Below are 24,221 nucleotides of genomic sequence, written 5' to 3' on the forward strand. Positions count from 1 at the left end.
GCGCGAAAAGTGAGCCAGGCGCTCGGCGGCTCGCTGCGCGGCAAGACCATCGCCGTGCTCGGCCTCACCTTCAAGCCGGACACCGACGACATGCGCGATGCGCCGTCGATCCCGCTGGTCACGGGCCTGATCGACATGGGCGCGAAGGTGAAGGCCTTCGATCCCGTCGGCATGGAGCAGGCGAAGGGTGAGCTGCCCAGCATCACTTATTGCGAGGATGCCTATTCCTGCGCGGAAGGCGCCGATGCGATCGTGATCGTCACCGAATGGGTGCAGTTCCGGGCGCTCGACCTCGACCGGCTGAAGGCGACCATGGCGCAGCCCGTCATCATCGACCTCCGCAACGTCTACCGCCCCGAGGAGATGGCTGCGGCTGGCTTCGTCTATGAGAGCGTTGGACGGCCGAGCGGGTCGCGCGATTAGCCAATCGTGGGCCGCTCCTTCCCAAGGTGAAACGGCCTTTTCCCTGCGCTTCCTCCCGCTTTTTATCGATTGCATCCCGTTTAGCTCGATGCTTTTGGAAACTGATCGCAGGCCATGGCGCTCATGATGATGGGAACGCGCGCCAAGCAGCGTTTCGTCGCGCCGCTAAGCAATAAAGGCCGCAACGAAACGGCCGCCGCTCCTCCATCGAGTCGGTTCAGTACCTCCAAGGCACCGCGGCACTCCCATACGGGGATTGATCCTGTAGAGTTCAGCTGCCAATGGGGGTGGGCAACGCCCAAATCGAACCGTCGTCATCCTGGGGCATAATGGCCGTTTGAGCGAAAGGTCTCAATAAAAGATAGGCGGGTACCCATACCCCAGTTGCGCATTATCTTCTCCGCGGTTCGATCTTGAGCAAGCCGGTCCTCCGCACAAGCTGCCCGATCGACGCATTCGCCGTCGAGATCTGCGATGACATCCTCGAAAGCAGAGATCGTCTGCTGAATGGCTGCGATCTTCTGAAGCTCGTCGCTGATCGGGGCGATGCGGCTCCGAGCGCGACGACTATCTCGCGGCGCCGCTCTTTCAGTTGGAAAGGGGAAACCATGGTCGGGTAGATATCTCATCAGGTTCAGGCGGCGCAGCGGCCTCGACGAAGCGCCCCCCTGTTGACTTAAATAATAAATTGACATTTAATATCTCGGCTTTAAATATCGAAAATAATAGTGAAGTTAAAAGCCGTGCGGCGGCCAAATTTGGAGTAACTCAATTGCGCGTGCTTCCGATCGCTTTGATTGCATTCGGTTTGCACACCGAAGCCCAAGCTCAATACGCGGCTAGGAAGGAGCCCAATCTTGCAAATCCTTGCACATATACGATTCGAGCTTCTGCTTATGAAGTTCCCGTCGACGGCCACCTGTGTTGGCGCGCACCTGCGCCGTATTACTCTGAGTACGCACTGTTGCGCTGCGCGCCACCATATGGTCTTCAGGAGCTCACCTTGGTAAAGCGCGCGGATTCCCGATGTAGCCAATACGAGTTGCGCTAACAAGGGTGCCGCAGTCACCTGCACACGCGGTGATAAGGCCGGACGCCAGCAGTCGGCGCCTGAGCGGCGGCCCGTTTGCACATCATTCCAGAAGGCAGACAAAGAACGGTCTACCGGCTTTTCCTCAAGCCGCTGCTCGAATTAGCAGTTGAGCCAGTCTTGCAATACTGGCTCCGGCTACGCCTCCCGCGATCTTCTCTCCGGCATCGGCGATGTGGCCGTGCCGATCTGGCGTCAAATGTTGCAGCAATTCGAGCGCGCTTGCCACGACGAGGACTAAAGCTATGACGCGTAGCAAGTGTTGAGGGTAGGCCATGACAAAGAGTGCGCCAAGCAGGCCATAAGCGAGGAACCTCTCGATACCTGCGGAACCAGTACCTGGACGCATCCCAATCGGCGACAATGTCGCAAAGATAATAAAGCCTAGTCCGCACCAGGCCGCCAAAACGATCAGTTTGCGGGACATAGCCAATCGAATAGTGCCTCCCGCGGCTTGCGTCGAGCTATTGTTCTGCGGTCAACCCGTGCGAGTCGCTTGCTGCTCAAGGTTGAGTTAGAGCTTCCCTCTCAGTTCTGGGAATTGAGCTGCATCGCTCTTTCCGAGTTCTTTTGCTGCTCTGCCTGATCGCCAGCCCGCAAGCCGGCCGATGCACAGGCATGCGCGGCCTTTGCCGCCGAATGCGATTGGCCTGCGCAGTCGCAAAGTATCCCGCGTTCGGCGCCCAGTCGAGCGCGGCAAAAACGAGGCGCGCAATGGGCTTGCGGATTGCGAGAGGTGATCCCGGACTTAGCGGCTACGTGGCCGATTGTGTACGCCGCCTTCCGGCGGTAGCTCGACCTGAGCGGAATGCTATTCACGGACCGCCATTGACGGCGATATGGCTGAGCTTAGCGACTTCTCAACGGCCTGTCCGCTCCGCTCGGGAGGTGAGTTCATTTGCTTCAAGGCAGAGGCTTAGCGCCGACACCCGCGAAAGCGGCAGATAGCCGGGGGTCAACTAACCGCGCCGCAAGCTCCGCCGCGCGCGTGCGCGCTGATCCCATCGGGTCAGCATTTGACCAAGCTCACCCTTCTGCGAAGACTCCTTTTCGTTTCGGTTTGCAGGCTGAGTTGGTAGCCATCTGGGCTGCAAATAGGGTGCCCAGCGGCGCTCTTCGGCGCGGCGCCTACGAGAAATGAGATCTCTGGTCAAGTAACCGGCGCCAAAGGAGACAGAGATCATCGTAGACAAGATGAGGACCGCGAACACTAAACAACTCCACTTACGACGCTGCGGGTATTTGATGGGGATGGGCAGTCAACTGCTTGCTACCGTCGCCTCCCTCAGGGGCCGGTTCACTTCCTTCAAAGCTGTGCTCGGGATAAGCAGCGCGACAAGCGCGGCAGCTACGTCGCTAGCCAGCGCAGCGAAACGCTGAAGGAGGCGAAATGCCAATCCCGTCGCAACGCTTGGGCTGCATTGTGTCTCCTTCCGAAAGGCCGTCATCAATTCAGCGGACTCTGTCGTCCTTGCCATTTGGGCTGCCATCGCCGCCACCGTTGCCCCAACCATTATTGCCGTGATGATGGACGGCCCTTGCACCAGACTGGGCAATCGCATCCGATGGGAGAGAGGTTGATAGGAAAATTTCCCACAGGTTTCAAGAATGCGCGGCGGTCGTCGTTCTGGACTGGCATCGTGTTTCCCACTTAGTCGAACGGAATTAAATCATATTAAATAATTAAATAAAACATATTTTGTTCCAGGACCAAGTGCGTTGTCCGTTTACCCCCTCGCGTCAGCGCGTAAGACGTTTCCTCTGAAGGTCCGCATCTAAAATGCTCCTCCTTAACCGGCCCGGCTGCTCGATCGCTCGGACTCCGCGCCTGCAGACGGCGTACTTGCTCGGCCGCCACATCGATCGCCTGCGCTCGATGGCATGATCCGTTCGTAGCCGAGCTTAAGCGACTACAAAAAAAGCGCGCGCCGGCGGGCTGGCGCTACCTTGAGGAACAAGGCTGGACCATGCTGCGCCGAAGCGAAGGGGCTTCCGAGGTGCGGCGCTGCGCTGCCTGCGATCGAGCACGGCAGCGATGAGCATCATGCGCCCGAGGCGCTGGACGTCGTTGTCCGCACGCGTCCGCTCGAAGCCGAGCCTACAGCGCTTTCGTAAGCAGCTAGGTCGAGTAAGCCGAACCAGCGGACGCGCCTTTGCGCAGCGGATCGGATAAGTGCGTGGATTGCGAACAACGCGCCATGTTGTTCGACCGCCCCATCAATAATGTTGGAGCGTCGCTTTAGCCACCTGACGTCTCCTTTCTTAAAAACCAATTAGGGAAGAGCCACGCTCATTGGAATCTCCCAAGGAAAGAATTACGTCGAAATGGCCGTCTTTCCGACGCTCGCATCTACGACGAGCCTAAGGCCTCGCCTTGTCGCAAGGGGCGCTTTCTTAGCGGCCGTTTGTTTTCGGAGTTCGATCTCTGCTAGCGCAACGCGCCTGCGCAGCCCTTGGACTTCCAGCATCAAGTCGTTTAGCTTTTGAAGTTCCTCGGAAAAATGGCGGCGACGCGGACTACAAAAAGCATCCATTGGCCCCTCACAATAAGTCAACGCTGCAAAACATAGCTCAATAGAATAACTCTATACGTATTTCTGGTTTTCGAAAATAATTTTGGATGGAACTAAGGTAGGCGCTTCCGATCGCCACTTATTTGAATCAGACTATTAAAGTTGTATTATAAGGCCGGACGTTGCGGCTGTATATATCGAAATTCAATAATTGACTTCGGCCGCTCTAGATCTGCCGGAAGGGATTTATTTCCCTGAAACTGATTTCGGCTTGCTCAATTAACCGCGCGCGCCTCGGGGTGCTCCGTGAGTTCAGGTGATCCCGTGAAGTGTTGAGAGTTCGAGGCTGAGGATGATGTTGGATCTTCTTGTCATCGTGCTGGCCGTATCCGCCGTCTCGTCATTAGTCGCAAACCATGTTGTTCGTCGACGAGACGTTCTGTGGCAGGTGCGAAGGAATAATCGAGAAGGTCGCCAGGCTCTTCATTCAGCGTCCGTCATGAATAGGCGCCCCATCCCAATCTCCTTCAGAAGCGGTTCGAACGCGACGTCGGACGATCCAACGTCGCAGCCGATCAACGACCTTCGCTCGCAATCCAGCGGCGATGCGCGGAACTTTGACCGGCCGAGAGCGGCGGCCATTGCGATCCTTAGATCCCTGAACTCGTATGGGTCGTAAGGGCCGCGCAGCATTTCGATGCCTTGTCGGAATACGGCGACTGCCTCGGGCGTCACCTGCGCAGAACGACGCCCCTTGTCACGTTTCAATCTTGCCGGCATTCAGCGTGGTTAACGAATGAGCGAGAGCCCAGGGCTGGAATGAATCTTTAATCGTCGACAGAACGAGTATAGCGGGAGCTCCTTCGACAAGGCTCGCCATCGACAGAAATATAGAAGATCGCCTGCACAATCTCGCGCAGATCGGCCGCGCGCCGGCCCAACCGCCGTCGCGGCGGTATCTTCCGAACGATCAACGCCCTTCTGTACCGGGCAAATCACTTGTGTAACGCAGGACACTGCGCTGATGCTTGTTACGAGCGGCTTTGGTCCCGCGCTATGGTGTCCTCCCCCGAAACTTTGCAAATCCGAAGGAAACCGCGCACCTTTTTCGGTCAGGCTCTCGGGCCACGATCGGATAAGCTCCAGCGTAGGGTACGGAGGGAGGTACTTGGGTCGGGCTCGGGAATTTTGTCGACGTACGAGACACACTCACTCCCCGAGGTCGGCAATCGTGGTCCACAGCTGAGGGTTGTTCGGCATCTGACTTCGTACCCAGCGATACGGCGCACGCGCCCACGGTTTGATTTGCGGCGTCAGATTGTCGAGAACTAGAGTACCGCTTCGGGTACGCACGACGACAACAAGATGATGTTTTCCCAATTTTGTGACGACCTCACTCAGCAGCAGCGCCCCCGCGGGCCAGCCGCGATTGAGCAGTTCGTGGCGCTTGCTCACTGCGTAGTCGTTGCAATCGCCCCGACTCGGATTGATCAACCAGGTTTCGACAACTGGGCCCAATTCCTGGTTCTCAGGAATGATGCTGCGATTAACGGTCTGATTAACCAGCTTAAGATCGGCCCAGCGTTTGTCAGTGAGGCGAACCGCCCCGCCGCGAAACAACGGCCTTCTGCGGCATTCATCCCCGTAGCGCAGGCAAAACATAGTGTAGGCCATCGGTGGCAGCGTGGGGGTCCCGAACTGGATGTGCTGGTTCACCGAGAGCGTTCTCGGGGGCATGTCCAATTGTCCCGCATTGCCGGGCTGAAACCCGATCATCACCTCCCCGAGTACCAGCGCGGCTCCGGCTAAAGCGGCTGAAAAGGGTGCATTTGGAGCTCCCCACGTACTAATAACTCCCCACGTACTGTCTGCCGTAGACGCGGGCGGAGGGCGAAGAGCATTAGTGCCGTCGCCGGCCTGACGTGCGTCGTTGCGCGGACATCACTATAGGTTGTTTGTTTAACGGCTTCGACCGGAAATGGTTCCTAAGATCCGCCTCTAGCATTGGAAATCGAACGGAGTGCTGGAGACCAGCTTGGGATGTTGGCGCAGATGAGCTCCGATCCCAGCACCCCGGGTCTCGGCATCTGGTGAGTGCCGCAGTTGCTGCATTGCGCAGAACAAGGTGGCGCAAAAGCTGCTGGACCTACCAGCAGTTGCGCAAATGCGATCGCAACCCCTGAGAGATTGGCAAAGATCGTCAGCTGCATGCTACGCGTGGTTCGCAAGATTTTGCGCCGGCAGTAGCAGTGAGGCGGGTGCCAATACCCACAGGTTTGTCAGCAGCGCCACGGGGTGAGCTGATGCGCGGGCATTCACGATGATGAGCGTTCGAAATCCGGGCGTGCGACAACAGCCCCGCTCAAAGCCTGAGCGGTGCGTGGGCCACGAAGGGGGCCAGTCCCCATAAGTCCAGCGCAACCGGCAACGGCGTGATCTGCAAGTCATCCCACCAAGCTCGTTCATTGCCCTCCGATGCAGCTCTTGGTGATGGGCACGGCAGAGCGGCACCGTGAACTCGTCGCCGACCTTGCGCCCGAGAGTGCTCGGCAGAGCGAATCTCAGATGATGGGCGTCGCTCGAGGGTTGCTGGTAGACGAGGCAGGGCTGTTCTCGGACAAACGACAGGTGGGCCTTGCTGCACTTACGGGGCGGCTCTTTTGGGATAGGGAAGCCCATCCCCCTATAGGAGTAGCTGCGACGCCGCGTCAGCCGCTGCGACCGCACCCGGGAGCAGCTCCATTGTTATTTCGAGCGTTGGTTCGAAGCCGCTGGCCGGCGAACGGGCAACGTCTTCAAGCTTGTTCTGATAAGCGGGCTCGGCGAGCCGGGCATCCGGCTCCAGAAAGGTGTTCTTTGAGCGGTGGGCTGGGCCCGGCGACCTCGCGGCGAGGGACAATCTCGCAGCAGACAAGCGGGCCGGAGTCGGCGGCGCGATCGAGACGGCGGGCGCCGAGCTCCCTTATTTGGCGCTGTATTCGGCCGATCTCAATTTAATCGACACGGCCTTCGCCAAGCCCCAGGCCCGCCTTCGAAAGACCGCCGCTTGATCAATCAAGGCTTTGGTCGACGCTATTGGCCCCGCTCTGCCGCCTTCAGCGCGCTAGAGCGTCTGAACTTCTTCGTCGCAGCCGGTTATGATCACACCTGATCAGAATTTGTTCGATAAACGCGCTGTTTCCATTTCAATTTGGGCTGGTCCGTCCGGGTCTCTCAATGGCAGCACTAATTTCTTCGTTCACGCTGCAAATTGTTCTCGATCTTGTGCCTTTTTAGCGACGTGGGTCAGCGACGGAGTGCGGTGCCTAGGTAGTCAAAAGGAGACAGTGCAGAATTCCCGATCGCAAATCGGACCGGCGAATTAAATGCCCTACGTTATTCGCGCGCCACTTTATTACCGCCCTCTTGCCTTTATCGCCGCTGGTTGCTGCAATTAAATGTGGATTGGGGAACAGTTTTGTAAGCCGTGCCTTGCCCGCTGCTTGGCCTTGATGGATTAATGCTCTTAGAATCGGGGATGGAGCTATGAACATCGATCATCTGAAGTTGCTATCGCTTGACGAGCTTTCGGAAATTCGCGACGAGGTGATCGCCAAACTTGGCGACGCGATGTTGGCGGAAAAAGCTAGATTGGAGGAACGGCTGCGCAGGATCGGAATGGCTCACGAAGTCACCCGGTTTGAACGTAAGCGCCGCCAATACCCGCCCGTTCGTCCGAAGTATCGGAATCCAAAGAATCCGACGGAGACCTGGTCGGGGCGGGGCAGGGTGCCGCGATGGCTCAAGCCGCAACTTCGAGGCGGCCGCAAGCTGGCTGATTTCCTTATTGCCAAAGCTCTTGATTAGACGCGGCCGATCACTTGATCACGCAGCCATCTGCACCCTGTCGGCCGAAGAAATATCATAAAGGTGCTTCGGGTTTGCGATGCTCGGCGCGCGCCGAGAAATGCCGCGGCCGCAGCGAGCTGATGCGGTTTGGAGGGGCCGTTTGCGGGACGCCCGAGGTCATCATCTGTTGAAGGCCAAGCCGCGCGGCCGCAGATCGTGAGCCGAGCTGCAAGCCCCCGCTCAGATGTCGGTCTCGCTGTCCATTCGCGGGCGCACCGGCTTCTCTCCTGAGAGAGCAAACTCGGACGCTAGGCGTTGAACAATGAACGCTTTGCGACTTGCACGGCTGCGCGAAGGCGGCCTTCGCCTCGCGACTGCCAAAACAAATGCGTTCCATTGTCTTGCTTCTCGACCCACAGTCTGCCTCGCCTTGACGAGCGATGCGGGCGGCCTCAGCTCAGCCGGTTTATTTCGCGCGGAGCAGCGCTTACGATGAGATAGTGCACGATTTTGTCCTTCTTAAGAAACCCGAATTAAACGAGAAGTTGATGTCCGGGATACAGGAGCGCATGGCGCATGGCCGATTAAAATGCCCACGCTCAAAACAATTAAAAAAAGAGCAACCAGGTACTCACGGCCACCTTCCCCCTTGGAAGGGAACCTAGCTGTTTATGCGCAGTCAAAGCATCGCGCAGCGAACCGCGATTTCAGCGGCGGCTGAGGGTTCATTGCCCCGGGCGGTCTATCGTCGGAACGCAAGAAAAAGGAGTGTGCCGACGATGGCGGTCGCGAGAAGTGGAAACCAAATGTCCGGCACTTCAGGGACTCCGACTCACTGCGTCGGATTGAATGCGAGCCCGGTTCATAATTCTTCTGGTTTTCGCTATTCTCCACAGCTCAAAAGCAGTGGCTGCCACTCGCAACGGATAATTGCGGTATTATATTCGTGGTGGGCGCCCTCGGTTCGAAGCTATTCGATCTCGCGCATTCGTTTAGCTAGCCGGCGCCGCGTGCAGATTCCATTCTGATCGGCAGTTCCAGCTTTAACGCAACTCGCGAGCATCAAGCTTAACGAGTGACAATCGTTGCCAAGTTGCCGAGACGGAATACCGTCGCGTCGATCGGGTATTTTCCCGAACCACCAGTCAGTGGGGTTGTCTGAAAACAGGCATCGATTTCCATGATTCGATATTCGTCGTATGGAAGTTCGAACTATCGTGCACCTGCCAAGCAGTGCCCCTATCGCGACCCGCTGGAAGCCGAGTACCTTCAGCTCATCGAGCTGCGAGAGCGGGTCAGAAAGGCCGAAGCTGCGGCCTCAAAACGGCTTACGGTCGCGACAAAGCAAAAGAACTCGCAGCAACGAAGATGAATCCGCTGGCAGTGATCTGTTCAGTGCCCCCGGCGGCGCTTGTGGCGCGGGGTTTTAACCACCGAAGTAAAGTTGTCTACAGTGGTCGAGATGGGCTTGGTGGGCAGGCTTGTCGAGATGCGTGCAGTCTGGACAATCCTTCGGATTTCCCGGCGATGCACTGCCATCGGTCTTTTTCAAAGTTCTCTCGCAGGCATTAGACCTTGCCGCCGAGCAGCCGATCGGAACGTTTGGGAGGGACACCAGTCTTTCGGACCAGGTGAGCGGGCCACGCGCCGCGCGAGCTGGCGATAAAGTGCTCGACGCCCAGGCGCAGGTCGAGCGACCGCTTCGCCCAAACGCGTTCCCGCCACGAAAGGAAGGTTTCTGGTCTGCGAGCGAAGCGGCGAGCAGACTTGTGACCGACATCTGGTGGGTGGCAGGGTGCCACGATGGCTCGAGCCGCAACTCGCGGGGGCCGGAAGCCGGATACCGCACGATGAATAAGCGGCTAACCAGCAGTTAAGAAAGAACGAATATCCTATTCCGCAGTTACCTGTGCGCCATCCCGGCAAGCAAGGTTATTGTTTCCGCCGAGGATGAGTTTTGAACCCAGGCCGGAACAACATGAAGGACCTCAGGCCACGATTGAATAAGCTCCGCGCTGACGCCAGAGACTTTGCCGTTATGAGTCAGCTGGCGACGGATGCCGAAAAGCGCGCGTTCTTTCAACGCTTGGCGGATGAACTCGCCTTCGAAGCTCTTGAGCTCGAGGTAATCGTAAAACAGCAAGGGCAGTTGGATTGCAGCGACCAGCACGAGGTCGTGGAATTTAAGCCGTCCTCTCAGAAGACGCGCGGCTGATGCGGAAAGAGGCTAAGCGCTCGGCTTTATTTTCCTTATTCCCCCGCGCGCATAACGATCCTCAAGCATAGTTCCGTAATATACGAGCGCAACTGCTGCGAAAGCTTGGGGTATGGAGGAAAGTACTTGGGTCGGGCTCGAGAATTTTGTCGACGAACTCGAGACACACTCACTCCCCAAGGTCGGCAATGGTGGTCCACAGCTGAGGGTTGTTCGGCATTTGAATTCGTACCCAGCGATACGGCGCACGCGCCCACGGTTTGATTTGCGGCGTCAGATTATCCAGAATTAGAGTACCGCTTCGGGTACGCACGACGACAATAAGATGATGTTTTCCCAATTTTGTGACGACCTCACTCAGCAGCAGCGCGCCCGCAGGCCAGCCGCGATTGAGCAGCTCGTGGCGCTTGCTCACTGCGTAATCGTTGCAATCGCCACGATCCGGATTGATCAACCAGGTTTCGACAACTGGGCCCAATTCCTGGTTCTCAGGAATGATGCTGCGATTAACGGACTGATTAACCAATTTAAGATCGGCCCAGCGTTTGTCAGTGAGGCGAACCGCCCCGCCGCGAAACAACGGCCTTCTGCGGCATTCATCCTCGTAGCGCAGGCAAAACATAGTGTAGGCCATCGGTGGCAGCGTGGGGGTCCCGAATTGGATGTGCTGGTTCACCGAGAGCGTTCTCGGGGGCATGTCCGATTGTCCCGCATTGCCGGGCTGCAACCCGATCATCATCTCCCCGACTGCCAGCGCGGCTCCGGCTAAAGCGGCGGAAAAGGGTGCATTTGGAGCTCCCCACGTACTTATAATTTCCCACGTACTGTCTGCGCGGAAGGCGTAGAGTTTAGTGCCGTCGCCGGCGTTACGTGCGTTGTTGCGCGGACATGACTATAGGTTGTTCAACCAACGGCTTCAATCGGAAATGGTTCCTAAGATCCGCCTCGAACAGAGTGCTGGAGACCAGCTTGGGATGTCGGCGAGATGAGCTCCGATCCTAGCACCCCGCGTTCTGCAGGTTTGCTGCATTGCGCCAAAGCGGTCAGGCTTGAGAACAAGGTGGCGCAAAAATCGGTGGTGCTGGACCTACCAGCAGTTGGGCAGGTGCGATCGCAACCACTGAGAGATCGGCAAAGGTCGTCAGCTGCACGCTACGCATGGTTCGCAAGATATTTTGCGCCGGCAGGAGCAGTGAGGCGGGTGCTAATGCCACAAGTTCTGTCAGCGGCGCCACGGGGTGAGCTGATCCGCCGCGAAGGGCATTCACAATGATGAGAGTTTGAAATCCGGGCGTGCGACAACAGCCCCGCTCAAAGCCTGAGCGGGGCGTGGACCACGAACGGGGCCAGTCGCCCACAAGTCCGGCGCAACCGGCAACGGCGTGATCTGCAAGTTAGCCCATAAGGTTCGCTCATTGCCGTACCGATACAGCTCTTGGTGATGGGCACGGCAGAGCGGCAACGTGAACTCGTGCTGACCTTGCGCCCGAGGGTGCTCGGCTAGCGAACCTCAGATGACGAGTGTCGCACGGGGTTTGCTGGCAAACGAGGCGGGTTCTCGGACCATCAACGGGTGGACCTTGTGGCACTTACGCGGCGGCTCTTTGGGATAGGCAAGCCCATCCCCCTCCAGGAGTAGCTGCGGCGCCCGTCAGTCGCAGCGACCGTACCCGGAGCAGCTCCATTGTTATTTCGAGCGTTGGTTCGATGCCGCTGGCCGGCGAACGGGCAAAGTCTTCAAGCTTGTTCTGATAGGCGGGCTCGGCGAGCCGGGCGTCCGACTCCAGAAGGGTGTTCTTTGAGCGGTAGGCTGGCCTTCGCCCACGCGAGCAGGTTTACGCGAGCAGTGAACCCGGCCCGATGGCGGGTCATCTAGACCACCTGCTGCCCAAGCCGTCCAAGCTGGCGCGCGGTCACCATGCTGCCATGTCCTTCAATATCGCCTGGTTCACCGCCCTATTGCGCGAGCGGGAGGCCGCAGCCGGGGTTGCTTTGGAACTTTGCATCCTGACAGCCGCCCGGTGAGGGGAAATCCTTGGCGCCCGTGGGCCGAGATCGATTTGGACGAGAAGATCTGGACGGTACCTGCAATACGCGCGAAAACGGGTCGCGAACATCGTGTGCCGCTGTCCGGTCGCGCCGTGGCGATCCTCAGGCAGCTCAACGAGGTGAGTTCATATCTCCCAATCAGGCTCCCGGGAAGCCGCTGTCCAACATGGCGATAGAAATGAGTTTGCGCCGGATGAAGATCGACGACGCGACGGTTTCGGCAACTGGCCCGTCAACGGCGGGAAGGCAGCCTTGATCGCCTCCATAGCCGAGGTTAACGCTGCGCCAAGCTTCGCCGTCCGTCGGAGTTTTGAGGTTGACGTCGAACCGTGCGCTCGCTGGCAGGTCCAACGCTCGACGGCGCTTGAAATCAGCTTCGTCGACGCGCGATCACCCTTTTTGATTTTGGGGGCGCGCGATTTCGGTGATCTTTAAGACCTCGGATAACAGCTTCTCGTGGACCTCAGCGCAGCCTTTATATTCCGCTAGATTCGGGTGGTGTGGGCTTTGTCGAGAACCCGCCATGTTCGGGCGGCATCTTCAATGTATGTTCCACGGCTTAACACGGTACGAGGCGATTGCACGCTCGAAGTATCCGTCAGCTGCACGGAGAGGTAGTTTGAGCGAAACCTGCCTCGTCAGCGTGGTCATTCCCGCATACAACGCTTCCGCGACGATTGACGAAACGCTCCGGAGCGTCCGGTCGCAGTCACACGAGCTACTCGAGATCCATGTCGTGGATGATGGCTCGACCGACAACACCGTCATGGTCGCGCAAAAACATGCCGATCAGGATCCCCGGATCAGGATCATCAGGCAGGACCATGCGGGGTCGCGGCGGCCCGCAATCGCGGGTGGCAAAGCGCTCGCGCCGATTTCATCGGATTCGTCGATGCCGATGATCTTTGGGCGCCCACCAAGGTCGAACGCGAGCTTCAGGCCCTTATTTCGGCAGGAGAAAAGACCGGCCTTGCCTACAGCTGGCACGTGCGCATCGACGCCAAGAGCCGGGAGCTCGTTAAGGCGGCTCCGGTCTATTGCGCAGGCGATGTCCTGGACGACATCCTCACATGGAATTTTGTAGGTAACGGCAGCGGGATCCTCGTCCGCCGGGAAGCACTGCATGCCGTCAATGGCTTCGACAGCAAGCTCCACGCGGCGGGCGCGCAGGGCTGCGAGGATCTGCTTTTCTATTGCCGCGTGGCTGAAAGATATCACTTCGCTGTCGTTCCCGAACATCTGGTTGGCTACCGCCTTTTGCCGGAAAATATGTCGAGCAACCTGCCGAGTATGCTACGGTCCTATATGCTGGTCGCAGACGAGATGGCCGTTTCCCATCCCGACCGGGCGCACAGGTTGAGGCTTGGAGTTCAAATCTATAGCGTCGCGTTGCTGCGGGTGGCCCTGGCCAGCCGCAAATTTGGCTATTTTGCAACTTGCCTGGCGCTCGTAGTTCGTCGGCATCCGTTGCTGGCGGTTAAAGCGTTGACGTTTCAGCTGCCACGCGACGTTCTGAGCTGGTTGCGCTCGGGGCTCCAAGCACGGCTGGGACCGCGGCAGCGCGGATTTCCGGAGCTGAGTTCGTGTTTTCGGATCGGCGAACCGGGCGCGAAGCAAAAGACGACGGCTGGTGCGGTGTCGGCGGAGCAGCGCGCCGCAACCCGAGGTACAAACACAGCCGCACCAAACAGCGCTGCCGGTGCTGGCGCCGTAAGCGTCCCCGGGGTCGGGGTTGGCCACTCGGCGAACGGTTTGCCAATCGGTGCGCCGGATCCGGCCCGGGCTCGCCCGAACAGCCGATAGGCTCGAGCCGTTAGGCCTGTTGCCTGCGCCTACCACTTACAAGCCACGTCGGGCAGGCTTTCCGCTGCCCCCGGTCGCTAAACTCCTCTGCTCGAATTTTTGAACTCTGACTCACGCCCTATCAGATCGCAGACAAACCAGTAGCGACCAATGGGAAGAACGGCGCGTCGCTTTTCGGCAGCGCCGTCGAGCGAGCTGCGGCGCCGTGGAAGCGAGCTGCGGCGCCGCGGACGAGCTGTTCACGGCTCCGGGCGCTCGGAAGCGGCCTCACTCAGAACCGCAGCTGTGGCTGGGCCGCGGATGGGGCCAGCCGCCCACAAGTCCAGCGCCACCTGCAACGGCGTGATCTGCAGGTTCGTCCACCATCCTCGTTCATTGCCGTACCTATGCAGCTCTTGATGGTGGGCGCGGCACAGTGGCACCGTGAACTCGTCGCTGACCTTCCGCCCAAGGCTGCTTGGTTGTGCGAATTTCAGGTGATGCGCATCGCATGGAGTTTGCTGGCAAACGAGGCAGGGCTGTTCTCGGACAAACACCAAATGGGCCTTGCTGCGCTTGCGTGGAGGCTCCTTCGGATGGGCGAGCCCAACCTCCTGGAGTGATGGGTGCGGCGTCAAGTGGGTTCCTGCGACGGCATCCGGGAGCAGCTCCGATGATATTTCGGGCGTTGGTTCGACGCCGCTGGCCGGCGAACGGGCAACGTCTTCAAGCTTGTTCTGATAAGCGGACTCGACGAGCCGGGCATCCGCCTCCAGAAGGGTGTTCTTGAGCGGGAGGCTGGCCTTCGCCCAGGCGAGCAAGCCTTCGCTGGCCAGCAGAGCTTCAAGTTGGCTCAACAGTTGCTCGCGGAGCTCAGCCGACCGCGGTGGATCTAGCACCGGCGCGCGGTTGAGAAGGCCCTGAGTCCGCTTCGTTTTTGCGCCGAGAGGGGCTTGCGGCTCCGCCCCGCGCGGTCCGGCCAGCGCGTCGGGAGCATCCAGATCGTCCTCCCCGGCAATCCCGACCAGAGCGAACAGGGCATAGCGCCTTGCATAGGTGAGCGCGGCCCCCATCCGATGCGGTGCCTCGACGTCTTTGGCAGCGCAGACCGGCCACTCCGAGGCGATCCACTCGCCGGAGGAATGGGCAAGCAGCGTCGTGAGATGGATCTGGGCCGTGGAGGCCTCAATCCGGGTGGTCTGGATGGTGGCAATCTCCTGCTGGCTTAAGGTTTTGCGAACGATCTCTAGACCCGAGGCGAGGGAGGCGTAGCGGAAGGTGCGATCGTCCTCGCGCGGAAACGGCGAGCGGATCACCGCGGTCAGTGTTTTCTCTGGGTTTGTCAGTTCGGCTTGGGCCCGGGCGAGGGCTGCAGCGATGGCGCCGATCCGCTCACTGGATTGGTGCACGTTCGGCCTCCGTAGGCTGCGCCTCGAAGCTGATCGCGCCCGACTTGGAGCGTTTGGCCTTGATGCCGTGGCCTGCGGCTTCCTTGGCGTCCTCCGGCACCAGCTTCTTCAGGTCGGCTTTAGCGGTCTCATGCTCGCCGTGCGCCTCGCGCGTCCGAAGATAGGTGGCAGCTAGTTCGGCCCAGTGATTGGAAGAAGACATGTCCACGACCTTGACGGCGTCAAGCCGTGGACGTGGCGTTTCGATGTTGAACAGTACAGGCGGCTCGCCGCTTTGAACGCAACGCCAGAATTTCTTCTCGGCCGTGAGCAGCAGGTGCTGATAGAGCGGATCGGCTTGGACTTTGATCTCGACCCACTTGCCACCGCCCGTGATGATTGAGAGCACGGCCGAGCGGGAGGCGATCACCCACATGTTGTGCTGAAGCTGGGCCATGTGCTTGTCGGCGGCCGCTTCCTCGGAAAAATTCCAAGGCAGCATGAACTTGGCTTCGAACACGGCTCCAGTTTGCGAGACGCGGCCATCCAATGTCGCGCCCATCCATCTGTGGATCGGGTGTCGGACCCTTCGCTGAACGTCTTCGACCGTGTGGCCGCTATTTCGCTCGTACCAGGCTCGGTTGAGGTCCTCGGTGATGCTGCCAAGTTGGACAATCAGTTCTTGGCTCAGGTCCTCGGTCTCGAGCTCGCCCCGCTTCTCACGCCAAAGTCTGGCGAGCTTGTCTTCATCCTCTCCCATAATGATCCTGGCGTCGGACCCCCCGATAAATGTGCGCCTGTCGAGTATTCTGTTGGCAATTACGTGCATCGCTGTAATCCTGGGTCAGGTGATTCAAGAAGGATGAATTGATACTAAAAGTATCTATTCCGCTGGCAACGATGTCAATACTAAAAGTATCAATTAGGCAAATAAAGGCAGCGCGGGCTCTACTTGGCTGGTCGCAAGATGATCTAGCGGCAACGGCCGGGGTCTCGATTCCAACCATCAAGCGCCTGGAAGCTTCAGACGACGTCCTTGGGGGGCGCGCCGAGACGGCTTCTAAAATCTTGAGCGCTCTTTCCTCTGCGGGGATCGAGTTCATCGAGGAGAATGCAGGTGGACCGGGCGTTCGACTGAGGAAACCCACGCAATGACGGGTAGCCGTCGCGTCGTCTGAGTCCATTCATTGCAGTGTCCTCCGAACCCGATCGATGATGAGATCGCTCATAATAAACGGCGCAACCACCTAACAGGCTCCTCGGTAAGTGCCGATGAAGGTTCGACTGCTCCAGTGCTCGCGGCCCCAAGCGAGGCCTTGGGTGAGCGCGTCAACCTGATCGTCATGGCGACCGGGGAATGCGAGCAGCTCGGCTACGAATTGTTCCAGCCATCCGGCGCGTCGGGGAAGACGGACCGAACCTCCAGCGAACAAGTCGGTCTGCGCAATCAATCGCGCGCGCTTATCAGTGCCCGGCTTGTAAGACGTCACGTTGACGGATTGCTCTCGCAGACTCTGAATGAGGCCCAGACTGATCGGAGAATCCTCGATCAGAAGCGTTGATGATCTGTACCTTCTTTTGACCTCCATGACCTTTCTCTTCAAGGTTTCGAAGGGAAATCGGCCGCGCACCACCTCGAGAACGAACACGATTTCCTTGCGAACCAGAAGAATGACGCAGGCGGAATAATCGCCAGATTGGGTTTCACTCAAAGCGATGTCCCAGCTCATAACGATGCGATCGCCAGGCTCAGATGATATCTGATCGTAGGTAACGAGCCATTTCTTCTTGATGATCGTGCCGCCAGGCGGGGTCGGATTCTGCTGGTATTGTGCCGAAAAAGCGATTGGCCCCATCTCACGCTTCAGTTCGCGCAGCACTTCCACCGACTCATGCGCAGGGTGGAGGAGCTCACCCTGCTGTCGCCTGTAGGTGCGGCAACGACCGAGGTCATAGGTTTGCGAGTGTTGCGCAATTGCAGGAAGATTGAGGACGTCAAAGCCACCTTGCTCCTGCAGGTAGCCGACGAGGTCATCCTGATGGACCCGTTGCATGACCACCACGATACGCGTCGCGGTCTTGTCGTCGCCGCGCGAAAGTAGGGTGGAACGATACCACTCAATGACCCGCGCCCGCACCGTATCCGACATGGCGTCGCCAAGCTTCAAGGGATCGTCAATGACAATCAGGTTTCCCCCGAGGCCAGTGAGCGTCCCCTCGATCGAGGTCGCGATACGTTTGCCACGCTTGGTGGTCAGGATCTCGCGGTCGGCCTCGCGGTCGATGCGCATGTTGGGAAAGCTAGCGAGGTAGAGCGGATCATTCACCAAGCGCCGGAAGTCGCTGGCGTGGGTGCGCGCAAGAAGATCGGAATAGGAGACCACGACCACGCGTTCCCACGGAGAATGTCCGAGAAACCATGCCGGCAACGCAACCGATGCACACAGTGACTTGAGCGAACGTGGCGGCAGGGTGATGATCAAACGTCGGATGAGACCTGCAGCGACCTGGGACAGCTTATATGTGATGGCCTCGAGATGCCAGTTCGGTTTAAACTCGACTTCTGGCCGCACCACACCGAAGGCAAATTGCGTGAACGCAGTCAGGTCATGGGCGAGTAGTGCCCGCAGAGCGACCTCCGCATTTGGCTCGACGTGTGTCGGCACGCTCATGTGCTCATGTTTTATCGGCTTCATTTGGCGCATCGTCATCCGACAACTCGGGAGGTGCGAAAACCGGGAATGGCGCGGAGGAGACCGACGGCTGTGTTTGCCGTGCGACATAAGCATCGAGGACCGCCTGACGATCCCCTGCGAGAACTTCACCGAGCGCTTTTGCCGGTGTTAAGAACCCGGCACCCAAGCGTTCGGCGATCCAGAAAGCATCGCGGCGCGCGTTCCGGTCCCCTTTGGCAAACTGAACAGCAAGCTGCTGCATGCCGGCGTCCCACATCGTGATCAAGCGTGCACGCTCGCCCTGCGCCAGTTTTACTTTGCGGTTGAATGCGCGTTCGAAGAGCTCTTTGAGGTCGGGGACCAGCGATGGCGCCTTCCGCCTGGCGCCTTTGGGGTTCCCGCTCTGCCCGGGCCTGAACTGATGCTCTTTCGGCGGGCGACCCGGGCCAACCTTGTAGGTTTCCTCCGCAGGCAAAGAGGGAGAGCCCTGAGTGCTCCCGGCGGACCTGTTGCCCGGATCATGCCCTTGCAGCGGTGTTTTAGGTGCCACTGCAATCCTCACTGTCATTGTGGATCGACAGGCTGGTGCGGTCGGCGAGTCGGCTTTTTTCCACGTCACCGAAGGTCAGGCCTTCGCCATCCAGTTCTGCGGCTTGGCCCGTGCTACGGTGAAAGCGACGGAGAATGAGGTCGCAGTAAGCGGGCTCGACCTCGAGCAGATAGGCGCGCCGCCCGGTCTTCTCGGCGGCAATCAGCGTGCTACCGGTACCTCCGAACGTATCAAGGACAATGGCGCCCTGGCCGCTCACGTCCCGGATAGCATCGCCGATGAGCGAGACGGGCCGAGAGGGGCGCATCACCAGCTCGTCGGCGCGGCTCGCATCAGGGGAGCTAGCGCCAGCATATTCCCAAAGATTGCTGCGATGGCGACCGTGCTGGGTAGGTTTAGAACACTTGAGATTGCCAGTATCGGGGGTCTTAAGCACGGCGATCAACTGGTGCTGGGATCGATAAAGCCCCCCAATTTCGGCATCGCGCTTCGCCCACACGATCAGGGTCTCGAGCGGCAGCTGTTCGTCACGCGCGGCGGCGAGCAAGTGGTAGAGTTGCAGCGCGCTCGAAAACGCGAACGTGATAGCGCCAGCCTTGGAGGCCGCTTTTGCAAGCCGCAAGGCGGACGAGAGGATTTTGTTGAGGTCCGGCTCCGACCTCGCGCCTTGCGCCATGGCGACTTCGGGATCGAAGTGCCCGCCGAGTCCAGAAAAACTTCCGGCCGCAACACAACGGGGAGGATCAAGAAAAACCACCTCGGCCAGCTGGCCTCGCATGAGACGTCGGACATCGGTGGCGCTGGTGGGATCGCCGCACAGGAGGTAATGACGCCCCAACTTCCAGAGGTCACCCCGGTGCGACACCACACACTTTCCCGGTGTGGGCAGTTCGTCGTCGGGACCGACGTGGTGGCCGTTCAGCTCTGCAGGTTGGTCGAGCCGGATGTCTAAGTCGTCTAGTGCGAATCCCGTGACGTCGATTTCATCGAATCGGAGACACTGCAACTGCTTGAGCTGGATCGCCACTTTCTTGCGGTCGTAGCGGCCAAACTCCGCCAACCGGTTGTCCGCGAGAGTGTAGGCAAGTCGCTCCGCGGCGGTGAGGCCGGACAGGCGTACAACAGGAACGTGCTCCAGCCCGAGATGCTTCGCAGCCTCCACCCGGCCGTGACCCGCGACGACTTCCATGTCATCCGAAATGAGCACGGGGTTGACGAAGCCGAACCGTCTGATCGATTTGGCAATCTTTTCAATTTGCCGTTTGGGGTGAATTTTGGCGTTGCTGACGTTCGGCCTCAGGTCGTGAGGGGACAAGTGTTCGACCGCCAGTCGGTCCGAGTCGATCTTTGACATCCAGCACTCCAGTGATTGCAAAGTGCAACAATGCCCGTGGTGGACCGTAACTGAAGGACGAAACTCAAGACGACTTGCGGCGAATTTTGTCCCGTCGTTGGCCCCGACGGCCAGCGAGGATCGCTGCAGTGCTGACTAGGAGGCAATCTTTGGCTCCAGGCGCGCATTGACTTTGAAAGAACTCGATCTTCACGATTGCCGACCTCGAATCCTTGGCACGTTTGTACCCGGCTCGCTTTGCTGCGGGCTTGGTCCAAGGCGAAGCACACCGACCTCGGTTGTACAGGATGCCGAACCCGTGAGAAGAATGAGCTCAGGCAGTCTTCGACGGACTTACGTGCAGCAATGTTGCGCGTTGCGCTTCAATCGGCAGCCGTCGCAACGCCACTTTAATTTGCCGCTCAATGCCGTGGCCCTTGCGCTCGACCGACACCCCCGTTGCCTGTTCGTACAACAGGCTGGCAAAGTCCACAAACTTGTTCTGCTGGTCGCTGCTCGGTCTATTGAGCGAAAATCTTGCCCAAAATGCTAACGCTAAGTCCACCAAGTGCTGTTTGCGGTAATTTCGGGGGCGCCCCGCTTGGGTCATGCGTGCCGAGCGTGCGGCATGGCGAATGCTTTTCACGGTGGCCAAGACAGTGGGCGCCTCGGAGTTGGCATCGCGAATGGGCCCGAACGCTGCAGCTCTCCAGAAATAGCTATGGGCGTGACCGTGACACTTTAATGCGTTAAGGGCTGCAATCAACCGGTCCGTGGCCCGCTCAATCGCATTGAGCGGCGCGTTGTGTTTGGCGGGGGACGGCCGCGGTTCATAGGCGGCAGGAGCTCGAGAAGCCGCTAAGGCACTTCCGATCCAACCCCGCGCCTTGTGATCAGCGGTCGAGACGCCGGCTAACTCCATCAATTCGTTGATCGTCTCATCATCCGATTGCCTAGCTGGCATGCGTCACCTGTTGCTCAAGGCACGTTCGGTGGAACGTTAAAGCTCGATCGGGGGCGGCCCAGGGGTGGCCCAATGTTCCTGTTCCAAGTGTACGCATTCTAACTCCTCCGTCCCTGCCAGTCACGATGGGTCCCTGCTCGTTCATACAGGGAGAATGGCTAGTAACAGGCGGTTTACATGCACGTTTTCGGTGCAATCAATTTCGCGGTGTCACTGCATTTGGCGAAAATCACGCTGCAATCTCAATTTTGCAGGGATCGACCATCGGGACGGTTCCCAAACCCTCGACCCGTTCCCGTACCGGCTTTGTTGCCGCGGCTCATCCAACGCCGAGACGAAGAAGGCCCTGCTCAGTTGTAACCAGCCGGTGCTAGCTGCCGGGCCAGATCCAAATTGTTCAAGTAGACAACAGATCGGACTCTGTATGATATGTCGCATGACTGACGACACGCACACGATCCGCAGCGGCGGCCTCACCGCGACCATCAAGGCGCAAGGCGCGGAGATGTGTTCACTGGCGAGCGATGCCGGCGTCGAGTTCGTCTGGCAGGCGGAGCCGGCCTGGCCGCGCCATGCGCCGCTGCTGTTTCCGATCGTCGGGCGTCTCGCCAATGACGAATTGCGGCACCGGGGCAGGACCTACCGGATGACCCAGCACGGCTTCGCGCGTGACAGCCGCTTTGCGTGGGCGGAACGTGGCGAAAGTCGCTGTGTCCTGGTGCTCGAAGACAGCGAGACGACGCGCGCGCTCTACCCCTTCGCGTTCCGCCTGACGGCAACCTATGCGCTCGACGAATCCGGTCTCGATCTTTCACTAGTCGTCGCGAACACCGGCAAGGAGATATTGCCGGCCTCGCTCGGCGGCCATCCCGCTTTCAACTGGCCGCTCCAACCGGGACTGGCGAAGGAGAGTTACGCGCTGAGCTTCGCGAACGCAGAGCCATCTCCCGTCCGCCGTCTCGACGGCGGCTTGCTGCGTCCGGCAACGGAGCCGAGCCCGATCAAAGGCTCCGTGTTGCCCTTGTCCGAATCCCTGTTCGTCGACGACGCAATCATCTTCGATCGGATCGCGAGCAATTCGGTCCGTTATGCCGCGGAGCAGGGCGCGTCCGCCGGGCCGTGGTTGGAAATGTCATGGCGAGGCTTTCGCGAGCTTGGCGTCTGGTCGAAACCGTCGGGCGCGCCGTTCCTCTGCATTGAGCCCTGGCGCGGCTATGCCAGTCCGGCCGGCTTCGACGGCGAGTTCACCGACAAGCCGGGCCTGATGCACATCGCGCCCGGAACGGAGGAGCAGTTGTCGTTTCGGGTTGAGGTTGGATCGTCCTGAGGCCGGACGGCCTTCGCGCATCTCGAGTTCTCAGACCTCGATCCGTGTGAGGTCCTCGCCGAGCACGACTGGACCTGCGTAGTCCCGCCTGACGTCCGCAAGCAGCGCGTTCAGCATGGAATCGTCGGTGCGAGGCCGGTGATGGGTCAGCGCGAGCTTCTTGACGCCGGCCTTGGCCGCGACCTTCCCGACGGTATCGCCGCAGGCGATCGTGAATTTCGCAAGCCGGCGCAGGTGCTCGTTGTCGATCTCCGGCGTGGCGAGGAAGCAGCACTGGACCAGCAGGTCGGCCCCCTGAGCCAACCGCTCGAGACCGGGGCAGGGCACCGTGTCGCCGGAAATTGCGATGACCTTGCCCTCGGCCTCGAAGCGATAGCCGAGACACATCCAGCGTGCGAGGAAGGCCGGCGACATGTCGAGGCCGTCGCCATGCGAGACCAGTTCGGCGCTGATCTTCCAGCGCCCGGTGTCGAGAACGGGGCCCGGTATAATGTCGGTCGCGACGACAGGTTTCCACCCGCCAAAGCTCGGCTCGCCCTGATCGCGCCAGGCGATGTCCTTGTCGTAGACCTGCGTGACGAGCGTATTGACGAGCCGTTCGGTATCCGGCGGTCCATAGATGCGCAGATCGTCCTTGCGCCCGTGCAACCATGAATTGAGCATCACATCGTAGAGGTCGCCGAGTCGAAATGGTGATGGGTGAGAAAGACCGTGTTGATCGAGCCGAGCGGCACGCCCGCCTTGCTGAGCTGCACCATGACGCCGCGGCCTGCGTCGATCAGGACATTTTCCTCGCCGAGCCTGATCAGCGTGGTCGTCGCCATGCGGCGCGGGTCCGGGCGCGGGCCCCCGGTGCCGAGCAGGATGACTTCCATGGCGCCACCTCCTGGGTCAGGCTTTTCGGGCGCCACAGTAGATTTGAAGCTCTTGGCGTGGCAAGCGGCCGCGGGATGGGCTTCAGCCCGCACAACAGCCGCTTGTGCGGGGCTCCCGAACATGATGCGTGGGATGAGAAGTGTGGGCCAATTCATACTTAATCCAGTTGGTTCGTGACCAATGTTGTTTGGGCGCGATAACGCGCCTAGTATTGCAGCAGGCAATTCGAGGGGGCTCGAACAGTCGTGAATGTACGTTCACAGGACGGCGCGCTCGGCGACCTGAGCTTCCAGGCCGGCCCGCAAGCACACAGGACATCCAACATCGTGGCTGATTCCGCAGTTCAGGAATTGCGTGTCGCCGGCCGCGAGCGGCTGATCGTCGTCGAGGACGATCCGGTGACGCGGACGATGCTGGTCGGCTATTTCAGCGAAAACAATTTCGACGTGGTCGGCGCCGGCTCCTGCGCCGAATGCCGCCAGGCGCTGCGGACGCGGACCGATCTCGTCTTTCTCGACGTGCAGCTGCCCGACGGTGACGGCTTCGATCTCGCCAAGGAGATCCAGGCGACCAGCAACGCGGGCATCATCTTCGTCACCCGCCGCGACACCGACGTCGATCGCATCCTCGGCCTCGAGATCGCGGGCGACCACTACGTCACCAAGCCGATCAATTTGCGCGACCTGCTCGCGCGCGCGCGAAGCGTGCTGCGGCGGCGCTCGATCGACCGCAAGGCGGCGCGCAACCATAATTCGATCGCCTTCGGCGACTGGATCATCGACCTGACGCGGCGCGAGCTGCTCGGCAGCGACGGCAAGCCGGTGGCGCTGACACGCGCCGAATTCGACCTGCTCGCGGCGCTCGTCGGTGCCGACGGCAGACCGCTCAGCCGCGACTATCTGATCGAGGTGGTCAGCAATCGCCAGGCCGAGGTCGATATCCGCACTGTCGATGCCTTGGTGGCGAGGCTGCGCCGCAAGCTGGTCGGCAGCGGCACGCCCGTCATCACCACAGTCACCGGCGTCGGCTACAAGCTCGCGCTGAGCGAGCGGCTCTAGACTCGGGCGCAGCACGAAATGGTGCCGGCTGCGCCGTCGGGTTCAGCCACTGAAACCGACCAGGAACCGAATCGCGAGAAAGGCCGACAAGGCCACTGCGCCGGTCGCGACGATTGCAAACAAAACTCTCAAACTATTGTGCATGATCTC

General features: G+C 59.6%; 20 protein-coding genes and 2 pseudogenes. 8 read left to right on the forward strand and 14 right to left on the reverse strand.

What is annotated here, in order from left to right:
• On the forward strand, window positions 1–423 hold a 423-nt coding region (locus tag AC0L3P_RS10425), incomplete at its 5' end, for a UDP binding domain-containing protein (RefSeq protein WP_473301803.1).
• 314 nt (window positions 424–737) lie between these two features.
• Here the strand turns inward: AC0L3P_RS10425 and AC0L3P_RS10430 are convergent.
• The 5 genes and pseudogenes from AC0L3P_RS10430 to AC0L3P_RS10450 all read right to left on the reverse strand — a co-directional run bounded on the left by AC0L3P_RS10430 (window position 738) and on the right by AC0L3P_RS10450 (window position 6,705).
• Window positions 738–1,118: a hypothetical protein gene (locus tag AC0L3P_RS10430; protein ID WP_473301804.1), complete on the reverse strand. Its 381-nt coding sequence runs from the start codon at window positions 1,116–1,118 to the stop codon at window positions 738–740.
• Window positions 1,119–1,598: 480 nt separating this feature from the next.
• Complete coding sequence (locus AC0L3P_RS10435) at window positions 1,599–1,940, reverse strand: VanZ family protein (RefSeq protein ID WP_473301805.1); 342 nt, start codon at window positions 1,938–1,940, stop codon at window positions 1,599–1,601.
• Window positions 1,941–4,869: 2,929 nt separating this feature from the next.
• Window positions 4,870–5,038 (reverse strand): annotated as a pseudogene (locus tag AC0L3P_RS10440) (transposase); the annotation flags it as partial.
• Between the two features lie 197 nt (window positions 5,039–5,235).
• Complete coding sequence (locus tag AC0L3P_RS10445; protein ID WP_354057420.1) at window positions 5,236–5,802, reverse strand: transglutaminase-like cysteine peptidase; 567 nt, start codon at window positions 5,800–5,802, stop codon at window positions 5,236–5,238.
• Window positions 5,803–6,237: 435 nt separating this feature from the next.
• Window positions 6,238–6,705 (reverse strand): DUF968 domain-containing protein, encoded by a 468-nt coding sequence (locus AC0L3P_RS10450; RefSeq protein ID WP_473301806.1) that lies wholly within the window; start codon window positions 6,703–6,705, stop codon window positions 6,238–6,240.
• 846 nt (window positions 6,706–7,551) lie between these two features.
• On the opposite strand from AC0L3P_RS10450, the gene AC0L3P_RS10455 reads away from it, so the two are divergent.
• Both AC0L3P_RS10455 and AC0L3P_RS10460 read left to right on the forward strand, forming a co-directional pair.
• Window positions 7,552–7,872 carry an H-NS histone family protein gene (locus AC0L3P_RS10455; protein WP_275171415.1) on the forward strand — a complete coding sequence of 107 codons (321 nt, stop codon included), beginning with the start codon at window positions 7,552–7,554 and terminating at the stop codon, window positions 7,870–7,872.
• 1,960 nt (window positions 7,873–9,832) lie between these two features.
• Window positions 9,833–10,069 (forward strand): hypothetical protein, encoded by a 237-nt coding sequence (locus AC0L3P_RS10460; RefSeq protein WP_354211879.1) that lies wholly within the window; start codon window positions 9,833–9,835, stop codon window positions 10,067–10,069.
• 169 nt (window positions 10,070–10,238) lie between these two features.
• Here the strand turns inward: AC0L3P_RS10460 and AC0L3P_RS10465 are convergent, their stop codons facing one another.
• On the reverse strand, window positions 10,239–10,808 hold the full coding sequence (locus tag AC0L3P_RS10465) for a transglutaminase-like cysteine peptidase (protein WP_473301807.1): 570 nt from the start codon (window positions 10,806–10,808) through the stop codon (window positions 10,239–10,241).
• Between the two features lie 1,857 nt (window positions 10,809–12,665).
• On the opposite strand from AC0L3P_RS10465, the pseudogene AC0L3P_RS10470 reads away from it, so the two are divergent.
• Window positions 12,666–12,899 (forward strand): annotated as a pseudogene (locus AC0L3P_RS10470) (glycosyltransferase family 2 protein); the annotation flags it as partial.
• 98 nt (window positions 12,900–12,997) lie between these two features.
• Window positions 12,998–13,921 (forward strand): glycosyltransferase family 2 protein, encoded by a 924-nt coding sequence (locus AC0L3P_RS10475; protein WP_473301917.1) that lies wholly within the window; start codon window positions 12,998–13,000, stop codon window positions 13,919–13,921.
• Window positions 13,922–14,160: 239 nt separating this feature from the next.
• Here the strand turns inward: AC0L3P_RS10475 and AC0L3P_RS10480 are convergent, their stop codons facing one another.
• A complete protein-coding gene (locus tag AC0L3P_RS10480; protein ID WP_473301808.1) occupies window positions 14,161–15,309 on the reverse strand; it encodes an ERF family protein in 1,149 nt (382 codons plus the stop codon).
• A complete protein-coding gene (locus AC0L3P_RS10485; RefSeq protein ID WP_473301809.1) occupies window positions 15,293–16,117 on the reverse strand; it encodes a YqaJ viral recombinase family protein in 825 nt (274 codons plus the stop codon). The genes AC0L3P_RS10480 and AC0L3P_RS10485 overlap by 17 nt, the downstream gene beginning before the upstream one ends.
• A 71-nt stretch (window positions 16,118–16,188) precedes the next feature.
• On the opposite strand from AC0L3P_RS10485, the gene AC0L3P_RS10490 reads away from it, so the two are divergent.
• Window positions 16,189–16,443 carry a helix-turn-helix domain-containing protein gene (locus AC0L3P_RS10490; protein WP_473301918.1) on the forward strand — a complete coding sequence of 85 codons (255 nt, stop codon included), beginning with the start codon at window positions 16,189–16,191 and terminating at the stop codon, window positions 16,441–16,443.
• Between the two features lie 92 nt (window positions 16,444–16,535).
• Here the strand turns inward: AC0L3P_RS10490 and terL are convergent, their stop codons facing one another.
• The 4 genes from terL to AC0L3P_RS10510 all read right to left on the reverse strand — a co-directional run bounded on the left by terL (window position 16,536) and on the right by AC0L3P_RS10510 (window position 20,810).
• The gene (gene terL / locus AC0L3P_RS10495; RefSeq protein ID WP_473301810.1) at window positions 16,536–17,999 is read right to left on the reverse strand and encodes a phage terminase large subunit; all 1,464 of its coding nucleotides are present in this window, start codon (window positions 17,997–17,999) and stop codon (window positions 16,536–16,538) included.
• Window positions 17,965–18,531, reverse strand: a complete 567-nt coding sequence (locus AC0L3P_RS10500) for a DUF5681 domain-containing protein (RefSeq protein WP_473301811.1) — start codon at window positions 18,529–18,531, stop codon at window positions 17,965–17,967. Before AC0L3P_RS10500 ends, terL begins: the two co-directional genes overlap by 35 nt.
• Entirely contained in the window at window positions 18,503–19,867 is a 1,365-nt protein-coding gene (locus tag AC0L3P_RS10505; protein WP_473301812.1) for a site-specific DNA-methyltransferase, read from the reverse strand. Before AC0L3P_RS10505 ends, AC0L3P_RS10500 begins: the two co-directional genes overlap by 29 nt.
• A gap of 313 nt (window positions 19,868–20,180) precedes the next feature.
• Window positions 20,181–20,810, reverse strand: coding sequence for a hypothetical protein (locus AC0L3P_RS10510; RefSeq protein WP_473301813.1), 630 nt, complete (start codon window positions 20,808–20,810; stop codon window positions 20,181–20,183).
• 436 nt (window positions 20,811–21,246) lie between these two features.
• Between AC0L3P_RS10510 and AC0L3P_RS10515 the strand changes: the two genes are divergently transcribed.
• Window positions 21,247–22,137 (forward strand): aldose 1-epimerase family protein, encoded by an 891-nt coding sequence (locus tag AC0L3P_RS10515; RefSeq protein WP_354057402.1) that lies wholly within the window; start codon window positions 21,247–21,249, stop codon window positions 22,135–22,137.
• 30 nt (window positions 22,138–22,167) lie between these two features.
• Here AC0L3P_RS10515 and AC0L3P_RS10520 read toward each other — a convergent pair whose 3' ends face one another.
• On the reverse strand, window positions 22,168–22,800 hold the full coding sequence (locus tag AC0L3P_RS10520; RefSeq protein WP_473301814.1) for an MBL fold metallo-hydrolase: 633 nt from the start codon (window positions 22,798–22,800) through the stop codon (window positions 22,168–22,170).
• Window positions 22,800–23,012 carry an MBL fold metallo-hydrolase gene (locus AC0L3P_RS10525; RefSeq protein WP_473301815.1) on the reverse strand — a complete coding sequence of 71 codons (213 nt, stop codon included), beginning with the start codon at window positions 23,010–23,012 and terminating at the stop codon, window positions 22,800–22,802. Before AC0L3P_RS10525 ends, AC0L3P_RS10520 begins: the two co-directional genes overlap by 1 nt.
• A gap of 246 nt (window positions 23,013–23,258) precedes the next feature.
• On the opposite strand from AC0L3P_RS10525, the gene AC0L3P_RS10530 reads away from it, so the two are divergent.
• The gene (locus tag AC0L3P_RS10530; RefSeq protein ID WP_473301816.1) at window positions 23,259–24,071 is read left to right on the forward strand and encodes a response regulator; all 813 of its coding nucleotides are present in this window, start codon (window positions 23,259–23,261) and stop codon (window positions 24,069–24,071) included.
• The last annotated feature ends 150 nt before the right edge of the window (window positions 24,072–24,221 follow it).

Source organism: Bradyrhizobium sp. WSM4874 (assembly GCF_055811835.1).

What these genes read in the sequence shown, in the direction of transcription:
- AC0L3P_RS10430 (WP_473301804.1), bottom strand. Translation starts at nt 1,118, where the DNA reads ATGTCAATTTATTATTTAAGTCAACAGGGGGGCGCTTCGTCGAGGCCG.
- AC0L3P_RS10435 (WP_473301805.1), bottom strand. Translation starts at nt 1,940, where the DNA reads ATGTCCCGCAAACTGATCGTTTTGGCGGCCTGGTGCGGACTAGGCTTT.
- AC0L3P_RS10445 (WP_354057420.1), bottom strand. Translation starts at nt 5,802, where the DNA reads ATGATCGGGTTTCAGCCCGGCAATGCGGGACAATTGGACATGCCCCCG.
- AC0L3P_RS10450 (WP_473301806.1), bottom strand. Translation starts at nt 6,705, where the DNA reads ATGGGCTTCCCTATCCCAAAAGAGCCGCCCCGTAAGTGCAGCAAGGCC.
- AC0L3P_RS10455 (WP_275171415.1), top strand. Translation starts at nt 7,552, where the DNA reads ATGAACATCGATCATCTGAAGTTGCTATCGCTTGACGAGCTTTCGGAA.
- AC0L3P_RS10460 (WP_354211879.1), top strand. Translation starts at nt 9,833, where the DNA reads ATGAAGGACCTCAGGCCACGATTGAATAAGCTCCGCGCTGACGCCAGA.
- AC0L3P_RS10465 (WP_473301807.1), bottom strand. Translation starts at nt 10,808, where the DNA reads ATGATGATCGGGTTGCAGCCCGGCAATGCGGGACAATCGGACATGCCC.
- AC0L3P_RS10485 (WP_473301809.1), bottom strand. Translation starts at nt 16,117, where the DNA reads ATGCACGTAATTGCCAACAGAATACTCGACAGGCGCACATTTATCGGG.
- AC0L3P_RS10490 (WP_473301918.1), top strand. Translation starts at nt 16,189, where the DNA reads ATGTCAATACTAAAAGTATCAATTAGGCAAATAAAGGCAGCGCGGGCT.
- terL (WP_473301810.1), bottom strand. Translation starts at nt 17,999, where the DNA reads ATGACGATGCGCCAAATGAAGCCGATAAAACATGAGCACATGAGCGTG.
- AC0L3P_RS10500 (WP_473301811.1), bottom strand. Translation starts at nt 18,531, where the DNA reads ATGACAGTGAGGATTGCAGTGGCACCTAAAACACCGCTGCAAGGGCAT.
- AC0L3P_RS10505 (WP_473301812.1), bottom strand. Translation starts at nt 19,867, where the DNA reads ATGTCAAAGATCGACTCGGACCGACTGGCGGTCGAACACTTGTCCCCT.
- AC0L3P_RS10510 (WP_473301813.1), bottom strand. Translation starts at nt 20,810, where the DNA reads ATGCCAGCTAGGCAATCGGATGATGAGACGATCAACGAATTGATGGAG.
- AC0L3P_RS10515 (WP_354057402.1), top strand. Translation starts at nt 21,247, where the DNA reads ATGACTGACGACACGCACACGATCCGCAGCGGCGGCCTCACCGCGACC.
- AC0L3P_RS10520 (WP_473301814.1), bottom strand. Translation starts at nt 22,800, where the DNA reads ATGCTCAATTCATGGTTGCACGGGCGCAAGGACGATCTGCGCATCTAT.
- AC0L3P_RS10525 (WP_473301815.1), bottom strand. Translation starts at nt 23,012, where the DNA reads ATGGAAGTCATCCTGCTCGGCACCGGGGGCCCGCGCCCGGACCCGCGC.